We start from the raw sequence: 18,239 nt of genomic DNA on the forward strand, positions 1-18,239 counted from the left end.
AAATTATGTATATTTAATTGCAAATAAAAACTGCTATTACAATATAATTGTTAACATCAGTAACAAATCTGAAAGTTTTTGGGAAGCTATTAGCACTATGGGTCGTGTAGGGGTTTTACTACTAAATTTAGGTGGTCCAGATGAACTAGATGATGTTCGTCACTTTCTGTTTAACCTTTTTTCCGACCCTGAAATCATTCGTATTCCCGTGCCTGCGTTCCAAAAACCCTTGGCATGGTTGATTTCTACCCTGAGAGAGAAGAAATCTAAAGCTAACTATCAAGTGATTGGTGGCGGCTCACCTCTACGAAGAATTACAGAAGCACAAGCACAAGCTTTAAAGGACAAGTTGCAGGAAAAAGGGCAAGATGCTGAGATGTATATCGGAATGCGTTACTGGCATCCTTATACAGAAGAAGCAATTGCCAGTATCAAGCGCGATCGCATCACCAAATTGGTAATCCTGCCTCTTTATCCCCAATTTTCCATCAGTACCAGTGGATCTAGCTTCCGATTACTAGAAAAGCTTTGGCAAGAAGACCCCGCACTGCAACAAATTGAATACACTGTCATTCCTTCCTGGTATCAGCAACCCGATTACTTGCACGCAATGGCGCAAATGACCGCGAAAGAACTCGATCAGTTTTCCAATCCTGACGAAGTTCAGATCTTCTTTAGCGCACATGGTGTTCCTGTCAGCTATGTTGAAGAAGCTGGCGATCCTTACCAGAAAGAAATCGAGGAATGTACCAAGTTAATTATCAAAAACCTTAATCGACCTAATCCCTACACCTTGGCTTATCAAAGTCGGGTAGGTCCTGTAGAGTGGCTCAAACCTTACACCGAAGATGCCATTCCAGAACTCGGTGCTAAAGGTGTTAAAGATTTACTCGTCGTACCAATCAGCTTTGTTTCAGAACACATTGAAACTTTACAAGAAATTGACGTTGAGTACCGCGAATTAGCAGAAGAATCTGGCATCCATAACTTCCATCGTGTGCCAGCTTTAGATACAAATCCTCTGTTTATTGAAGGCTTGGCTAATTTAGTAGTTGATGCACTCGATGCCCCCAGTGTCAAGCTGGCGCAGGTTTCACAACTCAAAAAGAAAGTCAAAATGTATCCCCAAGAGCGTTGGGAGTGGGGCATGACTACAGCAGCAGAAGTTTGGAACGGGCGTTTAGCAATGATTGGCTTTCTTGCTTTAATAATAGAACTAATCAGTGGTCAAGGGCCTTTGCACTTTGTCGGCTTGCTTTAGTAGTTATCAAAGATTTGGGTTTAAAACCCCGTCCTTTAACGCAGTGGAGGACGGCTTTTTACATGGCGCAGGAAAACGAGCTATTAAACTCCTGAGCAACTCAGACTTGTTCATGCCCCGTCTTTGGGCTTCTTCTTCTAGTTGCTGCAATTCATAATCAGTAAGTTTAATTTCTAGGCGACGATTTTTCATAAAACTATACGTGCAAACATCCGTATATACAATATAATATATTTAATATATTGATAGGTCGATTCAATGCTAGTTCTAGAGTATAAAGTTAAAGCAAAACCGCAGCAATATCAGGCTATTGATGAAGCTATCCGAACGGTTCAATTCATCCGTAACAAAGCAATTAGATATTGGATGGACGCACCACAAGATGTCAAAATCAATCGGTTTGCTTTAAATAAATATTCGACTGAACTACGCAATGAGTTTAACTTTGTAAAAGATCTCAACTCAATGGCGGTACAAGCCTCTGCCGAGCGTGGCTGGCTGGCAATTTCTCGATTTTACGATAATTGCAAATCTAGCAAACTAGGGAAAAAAGGCTATCCCAAATTCCAGAAAGATAATCGCTCAGTTGAGTATAAAACTAGCGGTTGGTCACTGCATCCTACAAAGCGACGTATCACGATTACTGATAAAAAAGGTATTGCTGAACTTAGATTGTTGGGAAAATGGGATATTCACACTTACCCTGTTAAATCTATTAAACGGGTTAGATTAATCCGTCGCGCAAATGGTTACTATTGCCAATTTTGTGTTGATGTTGAATGTATTGATATTCAGCCTTTAACGGGTAATGAGATTGGTTTAGATGTAGGCTTAGAGTCGTTTTGTACTGACTCAAATGGACATCAAGAACCAAACCCTAAGTTTTTACGCTCATCTGAAGCTGATATTAAACACGCTCAACGTCAAATATACAAAAAGCATAAAGGTTCAAGTAATCGTCGCAAAGCAAGAACTAAATTTTCTAAGAAACATTTAAGGGTAAATAGGCAACGTACCGAACACGCCAAAAAGTTAGCGCGTCACGTTTGCAAGTCTAACGATTTAGTAGCCTATGAAGACTTAAAGGTAGCAAATATGCTCAAAAATCACTGTTTAGCTAAGTCTATTTCTGATGCTAGTTGGTATCAATTTAGGCAGTGGTTAGAGTATTTCGCTACCAAGTTTGGAAAATTAGCTGTTGCCGTCCCTCCCCACTACACATCACAAGAATGTAGCCAGTGCAAACGAGTTGTTAAAAAGGCTCTCAGTACTAGAACTCATGTTTGTGTCTGTGGCTGTAATCTGCACAGGGACGAGAATGCGGCAATCAACATTTTGCTTAAAGCAAAATCTAGGGGAGGGCATCCCCAAAGTAAAGCTTCAGGAGTCGGAACCGCTACTCTGCTTGGGGCAACCCTGGTTGAGCAAGTTCTAACGTTGAATGAAGAATCTCTGTGGCTTTAGCCCAGAGAGTGTCAAATCTATAAGCATCAAGTATTTCAGCCAATTGTTGAAAATAATGCACAATCCTAAATATTCATGCTTGTCTTAACATATTGGAAATGATTTTTACTAACTCAACTGGGTCTACAGGCTTGGCAATATGTCGTTGAAATCCGGCGGCTAGAGCTTGTTGCTGGTCTATTTCCCCTGCATAGGCAGTCAGAGCGATCGCCATAATATTTCCTCCTGCCTGTGGCGATCGCTGCCTCACTTGACGCATCAACATATAACCATCCATCTCAGGCATCCCAATATCACTGATCAGCATATTGGCGTTGAAAGAATCAATTTTCGTCAACGCTTCGGCGGCAGATGTAGCTATCTGTACCTCAGCCCCGGACAACTCCAAAATCGTCAGCATTAATTCCCGCATATCGGGTTCATCATCAACTACCAAAATTTTGACTCCAGCCAAAGGTGAGGTATCAACGTTTAAGGATAAAGGAACTTCAGGATTAATGATTGGTACATCTTCCTGCTGGATTAGTGGCAATGTTACTGTGAACGTTGCGCCCATTTCTTCGCCCAAACTTTCTGCCTGAACAGTTCCTCCATGTAGTTCGGTGAGATAGCGAACAATAGCAAGTCCCAAACCTAGCCCACCAAATTTACGAGTAGTTTTACCATCTTCTTGACGGAAATACTCAAATACATAAGGTAAAAACTCTGGCTTAATTCCTTTTCCTGTATCTTTCACTTGTATCTGAATATTCATACCAACTTGCTCTAAGCAAATTATTACTTGCCCGCCACTAGGTGTGAACTTGATCGCATTTGAAAGTAAATTCCAGACAATTTGTTGCAGACGAACAGCATCACCCATAACTTGTCCTACATGGGCAGTAAATAAAGTTTGAATCTGAATCTGCTTTGCCTCAGCAGATAAGCGGACAGTTTCAATCGCAGAAGTAATTGTCGTAACTAAGTTAACAGGAGCAATATTCAACACCATCTTGCCCTGTAAGATGCGTGAGACATCTAGTAAATCTTCAATTAGTTGTGTTTGTAGTTTGGCGTTGCGTTCAATTGTTTCTAAAGCACGCTTAGTAAATTGTTCGTCATACTTGCGAGACTGTAGCAACTTCGTCCAACCTAGAATCGGGTTAAGTGGCGATCGCAATTCATGGGATAACACTGCCAAAAACTCATCTTTAACTCGATTAGCTGTTTCTGCTTCCTTTCTTGCAGCTTGCTCAAGTTGCAACAGGCGATCGCGTTCAGCTTCCGCTTGCTTACGTTCGGAAATGTCAATTACAGAGCCAATAAAACCTTTAAATTGACCATCTACCCCAACCCAAGGATGAGCCGCATCAATTACCCAGCGATACTCACCGTCTTTGCGTCGCAAGCGGAATTCTGCACGATACGCATCGCCACGCTCATTAGCTGTGAGGAAGGTTTTCTTAGCGTATTCACGATCCTCTGGATGCACCGCGTCTACCCACCCAAAGCCCAATCCTGTAGCCTCAGTCTGCCCTGAAAACTCGTACCAACTTTGGCTCAGGTAGGTGCAGTAGCCCGTAGGATCAGTTACCCAAACCATGAAGGGGGCATTGTCAGCCATGTTGCGGAAGCGTTCTTCGCTTTCACGTAAGGCTTTCTCCGCTTGCTTGCGATCGCTAATGTCAGTAACGAAAATAGTTACACCTTCATTAAAGGGATAAACACGATTCTCAAACCAACGTTGCCAGCTAGGATAAAAGTATTCAAAGCGTACAACCGTCTGTTCCTTAACAGCACGATGAAGCTCTTGAGCAAACAAACTAGAAGTTACATCTGGAAATAATTCCCAAATATTCTTACCTAGTAAATCTTCCTTAGAATAGCCAACAGTTTTCGCGACGCGATCGTTTACAAATGTATATCGCCACTCTCGATCCAAAACATAAAACTGGTCTTGAATACCTGATAAAACTGTCTCTAAATGAGCTTTAGCAACCTCAGCTTCAATTCGTAAACCTTGCTCTCGTTGCATGGCTTCCTCTCGTAGACGAGCCATTTTTAAAGCAGCTTCCACCCGTGCTAATAATTCACGAGCAGAAAAAGGTTTAATTAAGTAATCATCCGCTCCCGCTTCTAACCCTTCCACTCGTGCTTCTTCTCCTGCACGTGCCGACAGTAGAATAATCGGAACCTTTCTTAGTTGCGGATCGTTGCGTAATTCTTGCAACACTCCAAAGCCATCTAATCCTGGCATCATCACATCTGTTAATACCAAATCTGGTAAACGCTGACGTGCTGCTGACAATGCAGCTAAACCATCTGGCACAGCTTCCACTTCATACTGCTGGCTTAACAACCGCTTGACGTAATCGCGCATATCAGTATTGTCATCAGCTAGGAGAATACGAGCAGGAGAGGGAGGTGAGAGGTGAGAGGAGGGAGGAGAGAAAATGAAGCTTTCATGCTCCCCTGCTCCCCTGCTGCCCTGCTCCCCTGCTTCTTCAGGTAGCCAACGTAAAGCTTCTTCTAGATAAGGAATTGCTCCTAATGCTGTGGAAGCTAAGGTGCGATCGCACTTTATGCGGTCTTGAGGTAAATGAGCAGATCCCCTAGGTATTGACACAGTAAAGCAACTGCCTTCACCTTCAACACTCGTTACTTGAATTGTACCGCCGTGAATTTGCACTAATTCTTGTACTAGCGATAACCCAATTCCCGATCCTTCAAAAGTCCGCCCCTGCGCTCCTTTGACGCGGTGGAATCGTTCAAACATATGGGGGATTTCTGCGGCGGGAATCCCAATACCTGTATCTTGGACGACTAACTCAACATCGTCATTGGATAACTTTAAGCTGACCGTAATTTCTCCTGTAAATGTGAACTTGAAGGCATTGGAGAGCAGGTTCAGCACAATTTTTTCCCACATTTCCCGATCTATATATACGGGTTCTGGTAGGGAAGGACAATTAACTGATAACTGCATTCCTGCGCGTTCGATCGCAGAACGAAAAACGCTTGCTAGTTCAGATGTAAAAGTAGCCAAGTCTGTCGGTTCGTATGAAGCCTGCACCCGTCCAGCTTCGATACGCGAGAAATCCAATAAAGTATTAACCAGTTTTAACAAGCGGTAGGCGTTGCGCTGCACCATTTCTAGCTGCTCTCGTTCTCTTGGTGGCAGCAAGGTAGCACAATTAGTTAGGGTGTCTTCTAATGGCCCTAACATTAAGGTTAACGGAGTGCGAAATTCGTGGCTAACATTGCTAAAAAAAACAGTTTTAGCGCGATCAATTTCTGCTAATGCTTCTGCTCGTTTACGTTCTTCTTCATAAGCTTGGGCATTAGCGATACTGGCAGCGATTTGAGATGCAACTAAATCAATAAATCCTTGATATTTGTCGTCAAATAGTCTAAAAGGATTCAACCCAACTACTAATATGCCTGATTTTCCGGTCTCACCAGATGCGGCAATAGGTAGAGCTACCGCTTGATGTGGTGATATTTGCCAAGCGCCTGTAGGGAGGTTGTCGAAAGTAGTATCTAAATTTGAAATAACGTATGACTTATTGGTTTTAATTACTTCTGCTAGATGCCAAACTGAATCAGCGTTGAAATCAACTATTTCAGGAACAGCCTCATGGTTGGGATCAATTCCGCACGTCCCTGCTAAAACAATACGTTGCTGCTCTGGATCGACCAGATAAATCATTGCCCAAGGTAAATCATAAGGATTGGTTTCTAGACAACCCAAACTGAGAGAACAAGCTTGCTCAAATGTGCGTGCATCTACTGTTCGCGCTGCTAGTTCTCGCAATAGTGCCAACTGACGCTCACCGATGATGCGCTGCGTGTCGTCTGTATTGGCGCAGATAATTCCACCTGTACCGCCGTAGTCGTTGGGAACCGGACTATAAGAGAATGTATAATATGTTTCTTCTGGGTAGCCGTTGCGCTCCATAATTAGCAGCAGTGCTTCGTCGTAAGTAGCTTCATTTTTGATGAGTGCGGACTCTGCACGTGGCCCCACCTGATCCCAAATTTCCTGCCATACATCTGAAGCTGGCTGACCAAGTACTTGGGGATGTTTGCCGCCTAAAATTGCTTTGTATGGGTCGTTGTAGAGATTAATTAATTGGTCGCCCCACCACACAAACATGGGTTGGCGGGAGGTTAGCATAATGCGAACGGCAGTTTTAAGACTTTGCTGCCATGTATCTACTGAGCCTAGAGGAGTTTGCGACCAATCATGCGATCGCATCCTTGCGCCCATTTCACCACCGCCAAGTAGAAAATTCCCTATTTCTGCTTGAGGCGATTGTCCTGACATCTCTGCTTCTCCCACCTAATCTCGCTATTTTATTCAGAAGTTGTAACTAATTACTAAGCTATTACCAGCGATCATCTCCTGTTCTTATGTGGGATGATTTTAGAGTTGACTTAGGCAATCTAGCAAAATACTAACTCAATCGTGCTGAAATACAACGCCTATTGACCAAGAGCGATTAAATATTTTTCAATCAAGATCTTGTTCTTGGCGACTAATTTTGCTTTGCTTTCCCCTGCGGTTTTTTCCCCTATACCATTGATACCATTGGGTAGAACTACGAATCGCCAACCACAGCAGAATTAAAGCCATTATCCCACCTGATTTTGGCGCTTTAAAAGCAAGAATTACCAAAAAAACGCATAACGCATCTTCAATTAATACAACCCAAATTGGAATTCCCCGCAACCGATAAAACCACCCAACCTTAACTAGCTGGAGAACTAATGCTAATAAACCACTGACAATACCAATTATCCAAATTAACTGCACAGGAACGCCAGTAATTTTTGCAACTGCTATGCCCATAATTGCTCCCACTAATGGGCTTAAAATTATTTGAATAATTTGTAAAATACGCTGTCCCAGCAGCTTTTTAGAAGCAAATATCTCAAACAATGACCAGCTAGTTAAAAAGCCTAAGACTACAGGTGGCTGAATGCGCGACAGCAACGGCACATCATACCAAAGCTGCTCGTTTTGCAACAACCCAATAACTAGAAGTGGCAGAGCAAGTCTCATACCTGCTGCCGCAGAAGCTGAAAGTGCGGCTAAAATTCCAATCATTGTTTATCCCCTAACTGACTATCCCTTAATCCTTAAGTTTCCATCTCAATCAGGATTTACTACTTTTAACACATCTGCTCTAAGGTTTAGGAGAAAGAACTTAATAATTTCACTGTAAGAGCTTTCTGGCTATGCTGCATCTTTAGGGTAGTAAACAGTAAATAGTCAACAGTAAACAATACCAACTTCTTTGTTGCTTCCGCAATTTAACAATAAAAAATTATTTAACCCTGCTGACGCTTTCCCCATTTCAACAAAATATTAGTTAAAATTACTATCCTAGAATCAATTAAAGTTTTAGTGCCGATTTGTGCATCTTTTTAATAGTTGTCAGCTACCAGTTGCTAATAAATAAGTATCTATTGCTAAATGTAATACTTTTGATAAATCATATTAAATCGGATCTTGAGGAATAAGTCTGTAAATGTTTATGTTAAAAACATTTTTATCTCGCTCTCCTTCTCGGCTTGCTCTGCCCCTCTCTGATTTATCTTCCCATAGTTAGATATTATTAAACTTTACAATCTATTTTTAATCATATACATCTATCACAAGCTAGAAGCCAAAAGGAGTATATAAGTGATAAGTTGCAGCTATACAAATCTTAAAATATCAAAACAAACTTAAGGAGTTGTTTGATGCTACATTATCGCGAATTTCCTTTAGTAAAAAAACTCACTAAGTTAGTAAGTTTAGCTAGTCTAAGTGTTTTAATTACTCTTCCAGCTACGGCTGAGTTAACTACAAATTCAACAGCAACACAAAACACTACTTTACTAGCGCAAGCTAATCCTGTCAGAAATAATATTGCTGTGGAGTTAGAAACAGCAAATGATGCCTTTTCTACTCTTGCCAGAATTGTCAAAGCAGCACGTCTGAATGATGAGTTAGCAACAACAGGTGCTTTGACAATATTTGCGCCTACAGATGAAGCATTTGCAGCTTTACCTGCGGGAACATTAGAAACTCTTTTACTGCCTGAAAATAGGGACACATTAATTAAAGTTTTAACCTATCATATAGTCCCTGGAAAAAGTACCAGTTTTAATACTAAATCAGGTAGACGCAGAACGCTTCAGGGTCAGTCATTAACTCTCAGTGTAGCACCCAGAGGAGGACAGATTAAAGTTAATAGTGCCAAGGTAATTTTGGCAGATATTCCTGCACGTAACGGGACAATTCATGGAATTAATCAAGTGCTATTGCCGCCTGATTTATTAAAATAGGTGAAAAACCTCAGATTATAAATCAGACGGACAATTTATAGTCAAGGCAATTGATTTAACCAAGGGCTGACATATACTGCCAATTTTTCACCCAACTGTAAAAGTTGACGTAGTTGAGCAATTTTAGCAAGCATTTTTGTCAGGGCTGCATCACCACCTTGAAAAGGTGACTCTACTGAAGTTACCCGCATACACTGCAATCCGATTTTATGGTGCAGGAAACTAAAATATAACTCTTGTGACCGAGCGAGGGAAAGTCCCAGATTAAGCTGTTCACCTAAATTAATTAGGCGTAATATCTTTTGGATATCAGCTTGTTGTGTTTCTGGGCTAGTATCGTGCAACAATTGCCAGAGCGATCGCAATATCATTTGTTCTAATGTTTGCTTGGCTTCTGGTATCTTCAACTGACAGCGCAGATGATTAGCTTCAGTGGCGATCGCTTCTAATTCTCCCAAATGAGTTAAATGTTGTCCATCCCCATTTTCTTGTTCCAACGCCCGTAGAGAAATTAAGCAACGGTGTGAAAGTGCTACCTCTGCGGCTACTTGCAATTCTTGCGGTACAGGTAATTCATCTCGATGGAAGGCTTTCAAAACGCCGTAGTTATCACGGTAAACTTGAGTATATAACTGATCTAAGCGTGTCAATGTTTCATTACTTAGCAGTTTAATGATTCTGTGACGTTCCTCAGCAAACAAGTTTTCTAAGTTAAACGTTTGATCCCCAAACAACTGATTCATTGCTAAAATTGCTTGAGCAGCACTAGCTTGACTCAGGGCATCAAATAATTTTTCTTTCAATTGACTGTAAGCGCGTCTTCCTGCAAATGGTTGAATGCAGCAATGGAAGTCCCAACCGCCTATATGTAGAACTGCAAACACTAAATGGGTGCTTTCCCAAGTAATTTGTGAAACTAACCGCAATTGTCCCACTGCTAAGGTGAGAGTTCCCATGCGTTGCAACTGGTAGTCTAATTGCTGGGCATCGTAACAGTAAACTCGCTCTTGTTGAGCATAATTAGTAAACAGAGAACTAATTGCGTATTGTGCTGCTACTTGTTTAAAGCTTATTTGGGCAGATAGTACTAAATGGCGGTAAACTTCTGCACCATGCTTAAAGAAGTCAATGTTACTAGGTGCAGATGTGAGGCGTTTGACAAATCCTTTTTCTAATTGTATGCCAGCGACATCTCCGGCTAATTCTAGTGCGCGGGCTGCATAGCGGAGAATTTGCACACCTTCTGGGCGGGATAATTCTTCAAAAAACCAACCGCAACTGGTATACATCAGTAAGGAGTGACGCTGCATTTCTAATAAGCGCAGTGCGTCTACTTGTTCTGTGGGTGATAATTTGTGGGTGCGATGACGGGCAAGGAATTTTTCAATATTTGCAGGAGTGCGATCGCGAATTACCTTAATATACTCATCTCTTGCAGCCCAAGGATCGAGAAAGAATTTTCTTCCTGTATCTTCATAAACCTTAATTAACTGATCCCGCAACCAATCTAGGGCTACTCGTAACGGTTTGCGCCATTTTTGATGCCATTCACCACCACCACCGCAACCGCAGTCATCTTGCCAACGGTTAACACCGTGAGAACAACTCCAAGCTGTAACAGGTTTTAATTCAACTTCCCATTTGGGAGGGTTGATGCTGAGATAATGAGCAAAATTTGTTACTGTCCAACCTCTATTGGGAAATTCTGCAATAAAGGCATAAGCAAGGGATTTTTCTGTACCGCCTTTATGATGTCCAAAGGTTTCGCCATCTGTGGCTACAGATATTAATTGGCTTTGTCGGTGATCCCCGCGTACTGCTTGCCCAACTCGTCCGGCTAAGTGGTTGGAATTAAACAGTACATCGCTAAAGCCCATATCACGGGAGATTGGACCATCGTAAAAGATGATATCAATATAATCACTTTCTGGATCGCCACCAGGCAGGAAGCAACGATAAGGAAGGGTGGGATCGATTTGACCACCGCCCACTTCTAACCATTGGCTTACAGGTTGTTCCTCGTCTGGAATTAAGCGACAACGTTCTGCTTGGGAGGGTGCAAGGACAATGAATTTGATTTTTTCTTCAATTAAAGCTTTGATCGTGGCATAGTCTACGGCTGTTTCCGCTAACCACATTCCTTCGGGATCACGGTTAAAGCGGGAGCGGAAATCTTCTTTCCCCCAGCGAATTTGAGTGTATTTATCCCGTTCATTAGCCAGGGGCATAATGATATGGTTGTAGACTTGCGCGATCGCATTTCCGTGTCCGTTGAGGCGATCGCAACTTTTGAGATCCGCCTCTAATATGCGTTGATATACCTCAAAATCATAGCGTTCTAGCCATGACATCAACGTTGGACCAATATTAAAGCTGAGATACTCATAGTTATTAACGATCCCGATTAACTCTCCGCGATCGTTCAACACCCTAGCAAAAGCATTCGGGCGATAACATTCAGAGTGAATGCGTTCATTCCAATCGTGGAAAGGTGATGCACTCGGCTGACGCTCAATAGTATCTAAATAAGGGTTTTCGCGGGGTGGCTGGTAAAAATGACCGTGAACCGTCACATATACACCCGTAGCAGTTTGTAGGGGATCTTTTACATTGGCAACGCTTTCTAAATTATTTGATTCATCAATAACAGTCGTTTGCACTGGAGTATCAGCAGCAGTCATGGGGATCACATCCAAATTTTAAAATGATTAAGTATGATTGCCTAAAAAATATGAGATGATAATTTAGGAATCCACTGCACAGCAGCGATCAAGCAATCAAACGTATCGGCGTAAGTTAGCAAATATTAATGCTCCAACCCAGGCATAGCAACCCTCTCTTGTGAGGAGTAACACTTAGTACAGCTATGACTTATGGGGGATAAAGTATGCAAAAGCAGAGAGATTTAGAGTCAATAGCTATTGAACAGCAAAGTTAGCAAAAAGTACACATTAGCTTAACGCAACTTAATCAGCAATTTAAAAACTTCCTACTGCTACTACATCCGCCAGAGGAGTGAGTGGGATAGTGTTGTGATGTGATTGTGCAGGGCTAACCCCAAGATCCCCCTAAATCCCCCTTAAAAAGGGGGACTTTGAATATTCCCCTTTTTCAAGGGGGGCTAGGGGGGATCGAAGTTTTAACAGGATTCTTCATAGCTAATTGATTACAACCGAGTATCCTAGAGTCGGAAGTGAACGGAAATAATTGATGATCACTCTAGAAAAAGTTTTTTCGCTGCTATTATTATTTATCCCCATCTCCATTGCAGCGCACTTTTCACACTGGGGAGCAAGTGTTGTGTTTATCACAGCTTGTTTAGGGATCATTCCCCTCGCGGCTTGGATGGGAACTGCTACTGAAGAAATTGCCGTTGTCCTTGGTCCCTCATTAGGAGGGTTGTTAAACGCTACTTTTGGCAATGCTACAGAATTAATTATTTCACTCGTTGCCCTGAATGCAGGACTGATAGATGTTGTTAAAGCTAGTATCACTGGCTCAATTATCAGTAACTTGCTGCTAGTGATGGGCTTTTCGATGTTACTAGGAGGTCTTCGCTATAAAGAGCAAGAATTTCAGCCAGTTATCGCTGGAGTGAATGCTTCATCAATGACGTTAGCTGTAATTGCAATTCTGCTACCAACAGCAATGGATTATACCTCCAGTGGTATTGATGAAGCGACAATTCAAAAGCTTTCCATAGCAGTAGCAGTTGTTTTAATCTTGGTTTATGGGCTAACCCTGCTATTTTCTATGAAAACTCACTCTTATCTCTATCATGTGGGTTTAGCAGAGTTGGAGCCATCAGAGTTATCTGAGGTTAATTTAGCACCAGATACTGCCACAGATGAAGTTAACTTGCCTTTGTGGATTGGGGTTTTATTAGGTTGTACCTTATTAGTAGCTGTGGAGTCAGAACTTTTAGTTGACTCTCTGGAAGTAGCAACTTCGCAGTTAGGGCTAACAACTTTATTTACAGGGGTGATTTTAGTTCCCATCATCGGTAATGCTGCTGAACACGCAACTGCTGTTACTGTGGCAATGAAGAATAAGATGGATCTTTCTTTGGGCGTTGCAGTTGGTTCTAGTATGCAAATTGCCTTATTTGTTGCCCCAGTTTTAGTGTTAGCAGGGTGGATAACGGGTCAACCAATGGATTTAGATTTCAATCCATTTGAATTGGTAGCGGTAGCAGTGGCAGTGTTAATTGCTAATTCTATCAGTTCTGATGGTAAGTCAAATTGGTTAGAAGGTGTGTTGCTGTTAGCGGCTTATGTAATTTTGGCTTTGGCTTTTTACTTCCATCCGGTGATTACAGCGATTGGGTAAAACCCCACCCCCAACCCCCTCCCCGCACTTCTGGGAGGGGGCAGACGGAAAAAAATTAAAATCTGGGAATCTCAAATGGGGATAATGCCGTCTCAAGCAAGAGCAAGCGCGGAGATGTGCTGTTGATGTTGTTCCTAGAGAGATTTAAAATATGACCCTTAAATCAATTTTTGCTTATTTTTTCACCGCTTTAGCTTTTACCAGTGCGATCGCTGTTACTAAAGTTAATAGTTCTGATTCAGTCGCTCAAACCCCTAATACTAGGCAGACGACCCTAAATGCTAAAGCCAATTCTAAATGGCATCCTCAATTAATTCGCACTATTCAAGGATTTACCCAAATGGTGGGTGCGATCGCCATTACCCCAGATGGACAAAATATTGTTGCTGGTAGTGATAGCGGTGCGATTAAAGTATGGAATTTAAAAACTGGTAAATTAGTCCGCACTCTGAATAAACATACAGATTCAATTGTATCACTTGCTATTAGTCCAAATGGTAAAACTCTTGTTAGTGCAAGTGGTTTAAATGAGCAAGCTGTAAAAATATGGGATTTAAAAACTGGTGCGGTAATCAAAACTATTCAAAAACCTGATTGGTTTGTGAAATCTGTAGCTATTAGTCCAGATAACAAACAACTTGCGCTGGGTATTTGGAATACAACAACCACCAAACCCCAAGTAGAAGTATTAAATCTGACTACAGGTGCAACAATTTATAGCTTACAGGGATCTAGTCAGTCTAATTTGACTGTCCAGTTTAGCCCGAATGGGAAAAGTTTAGCCAGTGGTAATGAAGATAGTACTATCCAACTATGGGATACGGATACGGGTAACTTGATTTATACATTAAATCATGGTGCGGGTGTGAGAGCGATCGCATTTAGCCAAGATAGCAAATCTTTAATCAGCGAAAGTTACACACAAACGGTTAAAGTTTGGAATGTGCAAACAGGCGAATTAATCTCTACACCCATTGCAGACTCAGGCATAGTTTTTGTCAATGCTGTTGCTGTACACCCTCAAGGTGATTTATTTGCCAGTGCTTTAGGTGGAGAAAACGGCGTATTGAATATTTTTGATTTAAACACTGGAAAAGTAATTAGCCCCGTTACAGGTTATTCCGGCGTAGTTTCTGCCCTTGCTTTCACTCCTAACGGGCAAACTTTAGTTAGTGGTAACTCTGACGGTAGTATTTCTATCTGGCAAGCAAAGTAACCCAAATATTTATCTATCCATAGAAATATATTTTCCTTCTCATAAGCGGTGGGCATTGCTCATCGCTTGCTTACCTTTATTATAAATATGATGTTGATTGCGATTAACTTACCATGAATATCAAAAACCTTCTTTCTTTTGGTTTATTAATCTTTATTCCCATTTCGATTGCGGCTCATTTTTTAGAGTGGAGTGCGCTTACTGTTTTCATAACTTCCGCACTAGCTATTTTGCCCCTAGCTATCTGGCTAAGTACAGCTACAGAAGAAATTGCCGTAGTCACTGGACCTTCGATTGGCGGTTTATTAAATGCTATTTTTGGCAATGCCACTGAATTAATTATTGCTTTAATCATCCTTAAAGAAGGCTTAATTGATATTGTCAAAGCTAGTATTACTGGTACTATCCTGAGTAACTTACTCTTAGTAATGGGACTTTCTATGTTCCTGGGTGGTTTACGATACAAAGAGCAGAGTTTTCAACCAGTGGTAGCGCGGGTAAATGCTACTTCTATGACGGTGGCAATGGTAGCGATTTTGTTACCTACTGCTGTTATTTATACTTCCAAAGTGGATCAAATTGTAGCTACTCGTAATTTATCAATTGCAGTAGCAGTAGTTTTAATCATAGTTTACGCTTTAACACTGCTATTTTCTTTACGCACCCACAGCTACCTTTATGATGTTGGGATAGTAGAATCAGAGAAAAATGAGCCAACTTCTGAACCAAAAGAAACGCCACACAAACCTAATTTATGGTTATGGGGAGGAGTGTTATTAGCTAGTACAACAGGAGTGGCAATTGAGTCAGAATTGTTAGTAGGAGGATTAGAGGAAGCAACTGCTGGTTTAGGTCTTAGTCCAACGTTTACCGGAGTAATTCTTTTACCATTAATTGGCGGTGCAGCAGAATATATAACGGCTGTGCGGGTAGCAATGAAGAATAATATGGAACTTTCTGTTTCAGTAGCAATGGGTTCTAGTCTGCTAATTGCTTTATTTGTTGCGCCACTTTTAGTGTTAGTAGGACTATTTATTGGTCAGCCAATGGATTTGGATTTTGATATATTTCAAGTAATAGCTGTGGCTATAGCTGTAGGAATTGCTAATTTGGTGAGTCTAGATGGTACTTCTAACTGGTTAGAGGGAACATTATTATTGGCAACTTACACTATTTTAGCCTTGGCTTTCTACTTTCATCCCGTATAGTTTTATAACTAATGCGGATAAAAGAAAGCATCTGTAAGGTTAGGATAATAAAGTAATGATTAAAGGAGCGATGTCTGCGACGGGTTACGCCTATGCACTTTTGCAGCTACCTCGCTCCTCAATGATAAACATTCATAACTGTTGGGATTTGGGAAGACATATCACAATATAAAATATCGTCTGTTTGTGTTTACTCTGCGGTAATAAGCTGTTGTGTTTCTAAATTTGATGTTTTAGGGAGGGAGGAGAGAGGGGAAGAGGGTTTGATAACTTTTCTCAAGAGTTATAAAATGTACAATTTAAATGCGCGTTAGCTTATCAAGTATAAAATTATTAAGCAATATAACTTAGGCTATAATATATCATTATCCTGTAGCAACAGTTACTCTCCACAAAATTTTTGCGATCTGGTTACAGATATTTATGCCCTGTGCGTACGATTAAGCAAATAAAGAGCGATGTCTACGACGGGCTACGCCTACGCTATTTTATAGTGGGGATATGACTACTCACCACCTAGCTATGCAGGTTTGCATAAATTTCAGTTGCCCCAAGCCAACAGATCCGTTGAATGCGAATAATCCTATCTGCCGTCATTGTGGATCTGAGTTAGTTTTACAAAATCGTTACAGAGTTGTGCGCTTACTTAGCGATCAAAGCGGCTTCGGGAATGTCTACGAGGTAGATGATGGCGGCAGATCCAAAATTCTCAAAGTACTGAAACAGCATCATAACACCAACCCTACAGCCCTTAAGTTATTTCAAAAAGAGGCTACGGCATTAAGTCAGCTAGATCATCCAGGAATTCCTAAGTTTGATAACTATTTTCAGCTTCAACTGAGAAACAGTAGCGGTGGAGCTAATTCACCTTTGCTGCACTGCATAGTGATGGAAAAAATAGATGGTTCCACTTTAGAAGAGTGGCAAAACCAGCGAGGTAATAAACCCATTTCTCAAGAGCAAGCAATTATTTGGTTAAAACAGGTAGTAGAAATTTTAAAAACTATCCACAATCATTCATATTTTCATCGGGATATTAAGCCATCAAATATTATGCTGCGCCCTAATGGTGAGCTAGTATTAATTGATTTTGGTAGCACTAGAGAAATGACTTATACCTACTTGGGAAAAGTCAGTGGTGCTGGAAATATTACTAAACTTACTTCTGCTGGTTACACACCACCAGAACAAGACAAAGGTCATGCAGTACCGCAGTCGGATTTTTATGCGTTAGGGCGTACATTTGTTTATTTACTAACAGGGAAAGAACCTAATCATCAAGCTATTTATAATCCTTATAAAGACGAGCTAGTTTGGAGGGGTCATGCTCGTGGGCTATCACCCCATTTTGCAGATTTAATTGATGATATGATGGCTCATCAAGCAGGAAATCGCCCTAAAAACGCGCAGGAGATTTTGCAGCGTTTAAATAATATTTCTAAAAATATACATCCACCGCCACCTCCACCTCAACAGTTAAAAAGGTATTGGATATTAAGTGGAGTATTGGCAATTTTAATTACTATAATAGGGTCTGCCCAAGCTTATTCGCAATCTGCATTTAATAGCGATGTTTTTACACTATTAACTTCATTAACGTTATTAGAAAAAGATAATTTTAATATTAGTGATTTAAGTGAGGGTAGCTCACTTAAATCAGTGACATTTAATTCCAAAGGTGAGATTTTAGCTAGTACTACTCAAACAAATATTATAAAAATCTGGAATCTCTCTCTTTCAGAAAGACTGACAACATTAAATGATCAACGAAAAGAAATTCGGTATGTTACTTTTAGCCGTGATGGCAATACTTTAGCTAGTGCTAGTAATGATAATACAATCAAAATTTGGGATATAGCTACTGCACAAGATATTGGTACTTTTAAAGATGAGTCTGAAAAATATATTAGTTCCCTCGCTATCAGCCAGAATAGTCAGACTTTAGCTAATGTTACTTGGGGCAAAAATATTACTATTTGGAATATGATCAACCATGAAAAAATTGGTAATATTCAAGTTGAGTCTGACTCGTTTATTGCCATAGCCATCAGTCCAGACGGACAAATTTTAGCAAGTGGAACTAATGATGAAATTAAACTTTGGAATATTGCAAATAGAGAAGAAAAGCAAACATTTACAGTGGATTCTGGTGGTATTACTGCTTTAGCTTTCAGTCCCGATGGAAAAATTTTAGCAAGTGGAAGCAATGACAATACAATTCAAATCTGGAATTTGATTACTGGCAAAATAATTCGTACTTTGGCTGGTCATTCTAGCCCAATTAGATCAATGGCTTTCAGTCCAAATGGACAAAAATTAGTAAGTAGTAGTGATGACAATACAATAAAAATTTGGCGATTACAAAAAGTTGTCCGGTAAAAAATAATAGTTAAGTATGTCAACCTACTTATACATAAAACCCCTCCGGTGTCAACACTGGAGGGGG

General features: G+C 40.8%; 11 protein-coding genes. 7 read left to right on the plus strand and 4 right to left on the minus strand.

The features are described from left to right. Positions 1-97 precede the first annotated feature (97 nt). Positions 98-1,261: a ferrochelatase gene (gene hemH, locus CRI9333_RS14385; protein ID WP_015203888.1), complete on the plus strand. Its 1,164-nt coding sequence runs from the start codon at positions 98-100 to the stop codon at positions 1,259-1,261. A gap of 6 nt (positions 1,262-1,267) precedes the next feature. Here the strand turns inward: hemH and CRI9333_RS14390 are convergent, their stop codons facing one another. Beyond that, entirely contained in the window at positions 1,268-1,453 is a 186-nt protein-coding gene (locus CRI9333_RS14390) for a ribbon-helix-helix domain-containing protein (RefSeq protein ID WP_015203889.1), read from the minus strand. Positions 1,454-1,519: 66 nt separating this feature from the next. On the opposite strand from CRI9333_RS14390, the gene CRI9333_RS14395 reads away from it, so the two are divergent. After that, a complete protein-coding gene (locus tag CRI9333_RS14395; protein WP_015203890.1) occupies positions 1,520-2,725 on the plus strand; it encodes an RNA-guided endonuclease InsQ/TnpB family protein in 1,206 nt (401 codons plus the stop codon). A 73-nt stretch (positions 2,726-2,798) separates the two neighbouring features. On the opposite strand, the gene CRI9333_RS14400 is transcribed toward CRI9333_RS14395, so the two are convergent. Continuing rightward, a complete protein-coding gene (locus CRI9333_RS14400) occupies positions 2,799-7,031 on the minus strand; it encodes an ATP-binding protein (protein WP_015203891.1) in 4,233 nt (1,410 codons plus the stop codon). Positions 7,032-7,217: 186 nt separating this feature from the next. Beyond that, positions 7,218-7,814, minus strand: a complete 597-nt coding sequence (locus tag CRI9333_RS14405) for a DUF4126 domain-containing protein (RefSeq protein WP_015203892.1) — start codon at positions 7,812-7,814, stop codon at positions 7,218-7,220. A 638-nt stretch (positions 7,815-8,452) separates the two neighbouring features. Here CRI9333_RS14405 and CRI9333_RS14410 point away from each other — a divergent pair. Beyond that, on the plus strand, positions 8,453-9,040 hold the full coding sequence (locus CRI9333_RS14410) for a fasciclin domain-containing protein (RefSeq protein WP_015203893.1): 588 nt from the start codon (positions 8,453-8,455) through the stop codon (positions 9,038-9,040). Between the two features lie 41 nt (positions 9,041-9,081). On the opposite strand, the gene CRI9333_RS14415 is transcribed toward CRI9333_RS14410, so the two are convergent. Beyond that, complete coding sequence (locus tag CRI9333_RS14415) at positions 9,082-11,721, minus strand: DUF3536 domain-containing protein (RefSeq protein ID WP_015203894.1); 2,640 nt, start codon at positions 11,719-11,721, stop codon at positions 9,082-9,084. Between the two features lie 529 nt (positions 11,722-12,250). On the opposite strand from CRI9333_RS14415, the gene cax (CRI9333_RS14420) reads away from it, so the two are divergent. The 4 genes from cax (CRI9333_RS14420) (at position 12,251) to CRI9333_RS14435 (ending at position 18,172) form a co-directional block, all read left to right on the plus strand. Next, positions 12,251-13,369, plus strand: coding sequence for a calcium/proton exchanger (gene cax, locus CRI9333_RS14420; protein ID WP_015203895.1), 1,119 nt, complete (start codon positions 12,251-12,253; stop codon positions 13,367-13,369). Positions 13,370-13,520: 151 nt separating this feature from the next. Continuing rightward, the gene (locus CRI9333_RS14425) at positions 13,521-14,585 is read left to right on the plus strand and encodes a WD40 repeat domain-containing protein (protein ID WP_015203896.1); all 1,065 of its coding nucleotides are present in this window, start codon (positions 13,521-13,523) and stop codon (positions 14,583-14,585) included. Between the two features lie 113 nt (positions 14,586-14,698). After that, positions 14,699-15,793: a calcium/proton exchanger gene (gene cax / locus CRI9333_RS14430; RefSeq protein WP_015203897.1), complete on the plus strand. Its 1,095-nt coding sequence runs from the start codon at positions 14,699-14,701 to the stop codon at positions 15,791-15,793. A gap of 501 nt (positions 15,794-16,294) precedes the next feature. Then, positions 16,295-18,172 carry a serine/threonine-protein kinase gene (locus CRI9333_RS14435; RefSeq protein ID WP_015203898.1) on the plus strand — a complete coding sequence of 626 codons (1,878 nt, stop codon included), beginning with the start codon at positions 16,295-16,297 and terminating at the stop codon, positions 18,170-18,172. Positions 18,173-18,239 lie beyond the last annotated feature (67 nt).

Origin of the sequence: Crinalium epipsammum PCC 9333 (assembly GCF_000317495.1) — a bacterium.
In the GTDB taxonomy this organism is placed as follows: Bacteria; Cyanobacteriota; Cyanobacteriia; order Cyanobacteriales; family PCC-9333; genus Crinalium; species Crinalium epipsammum.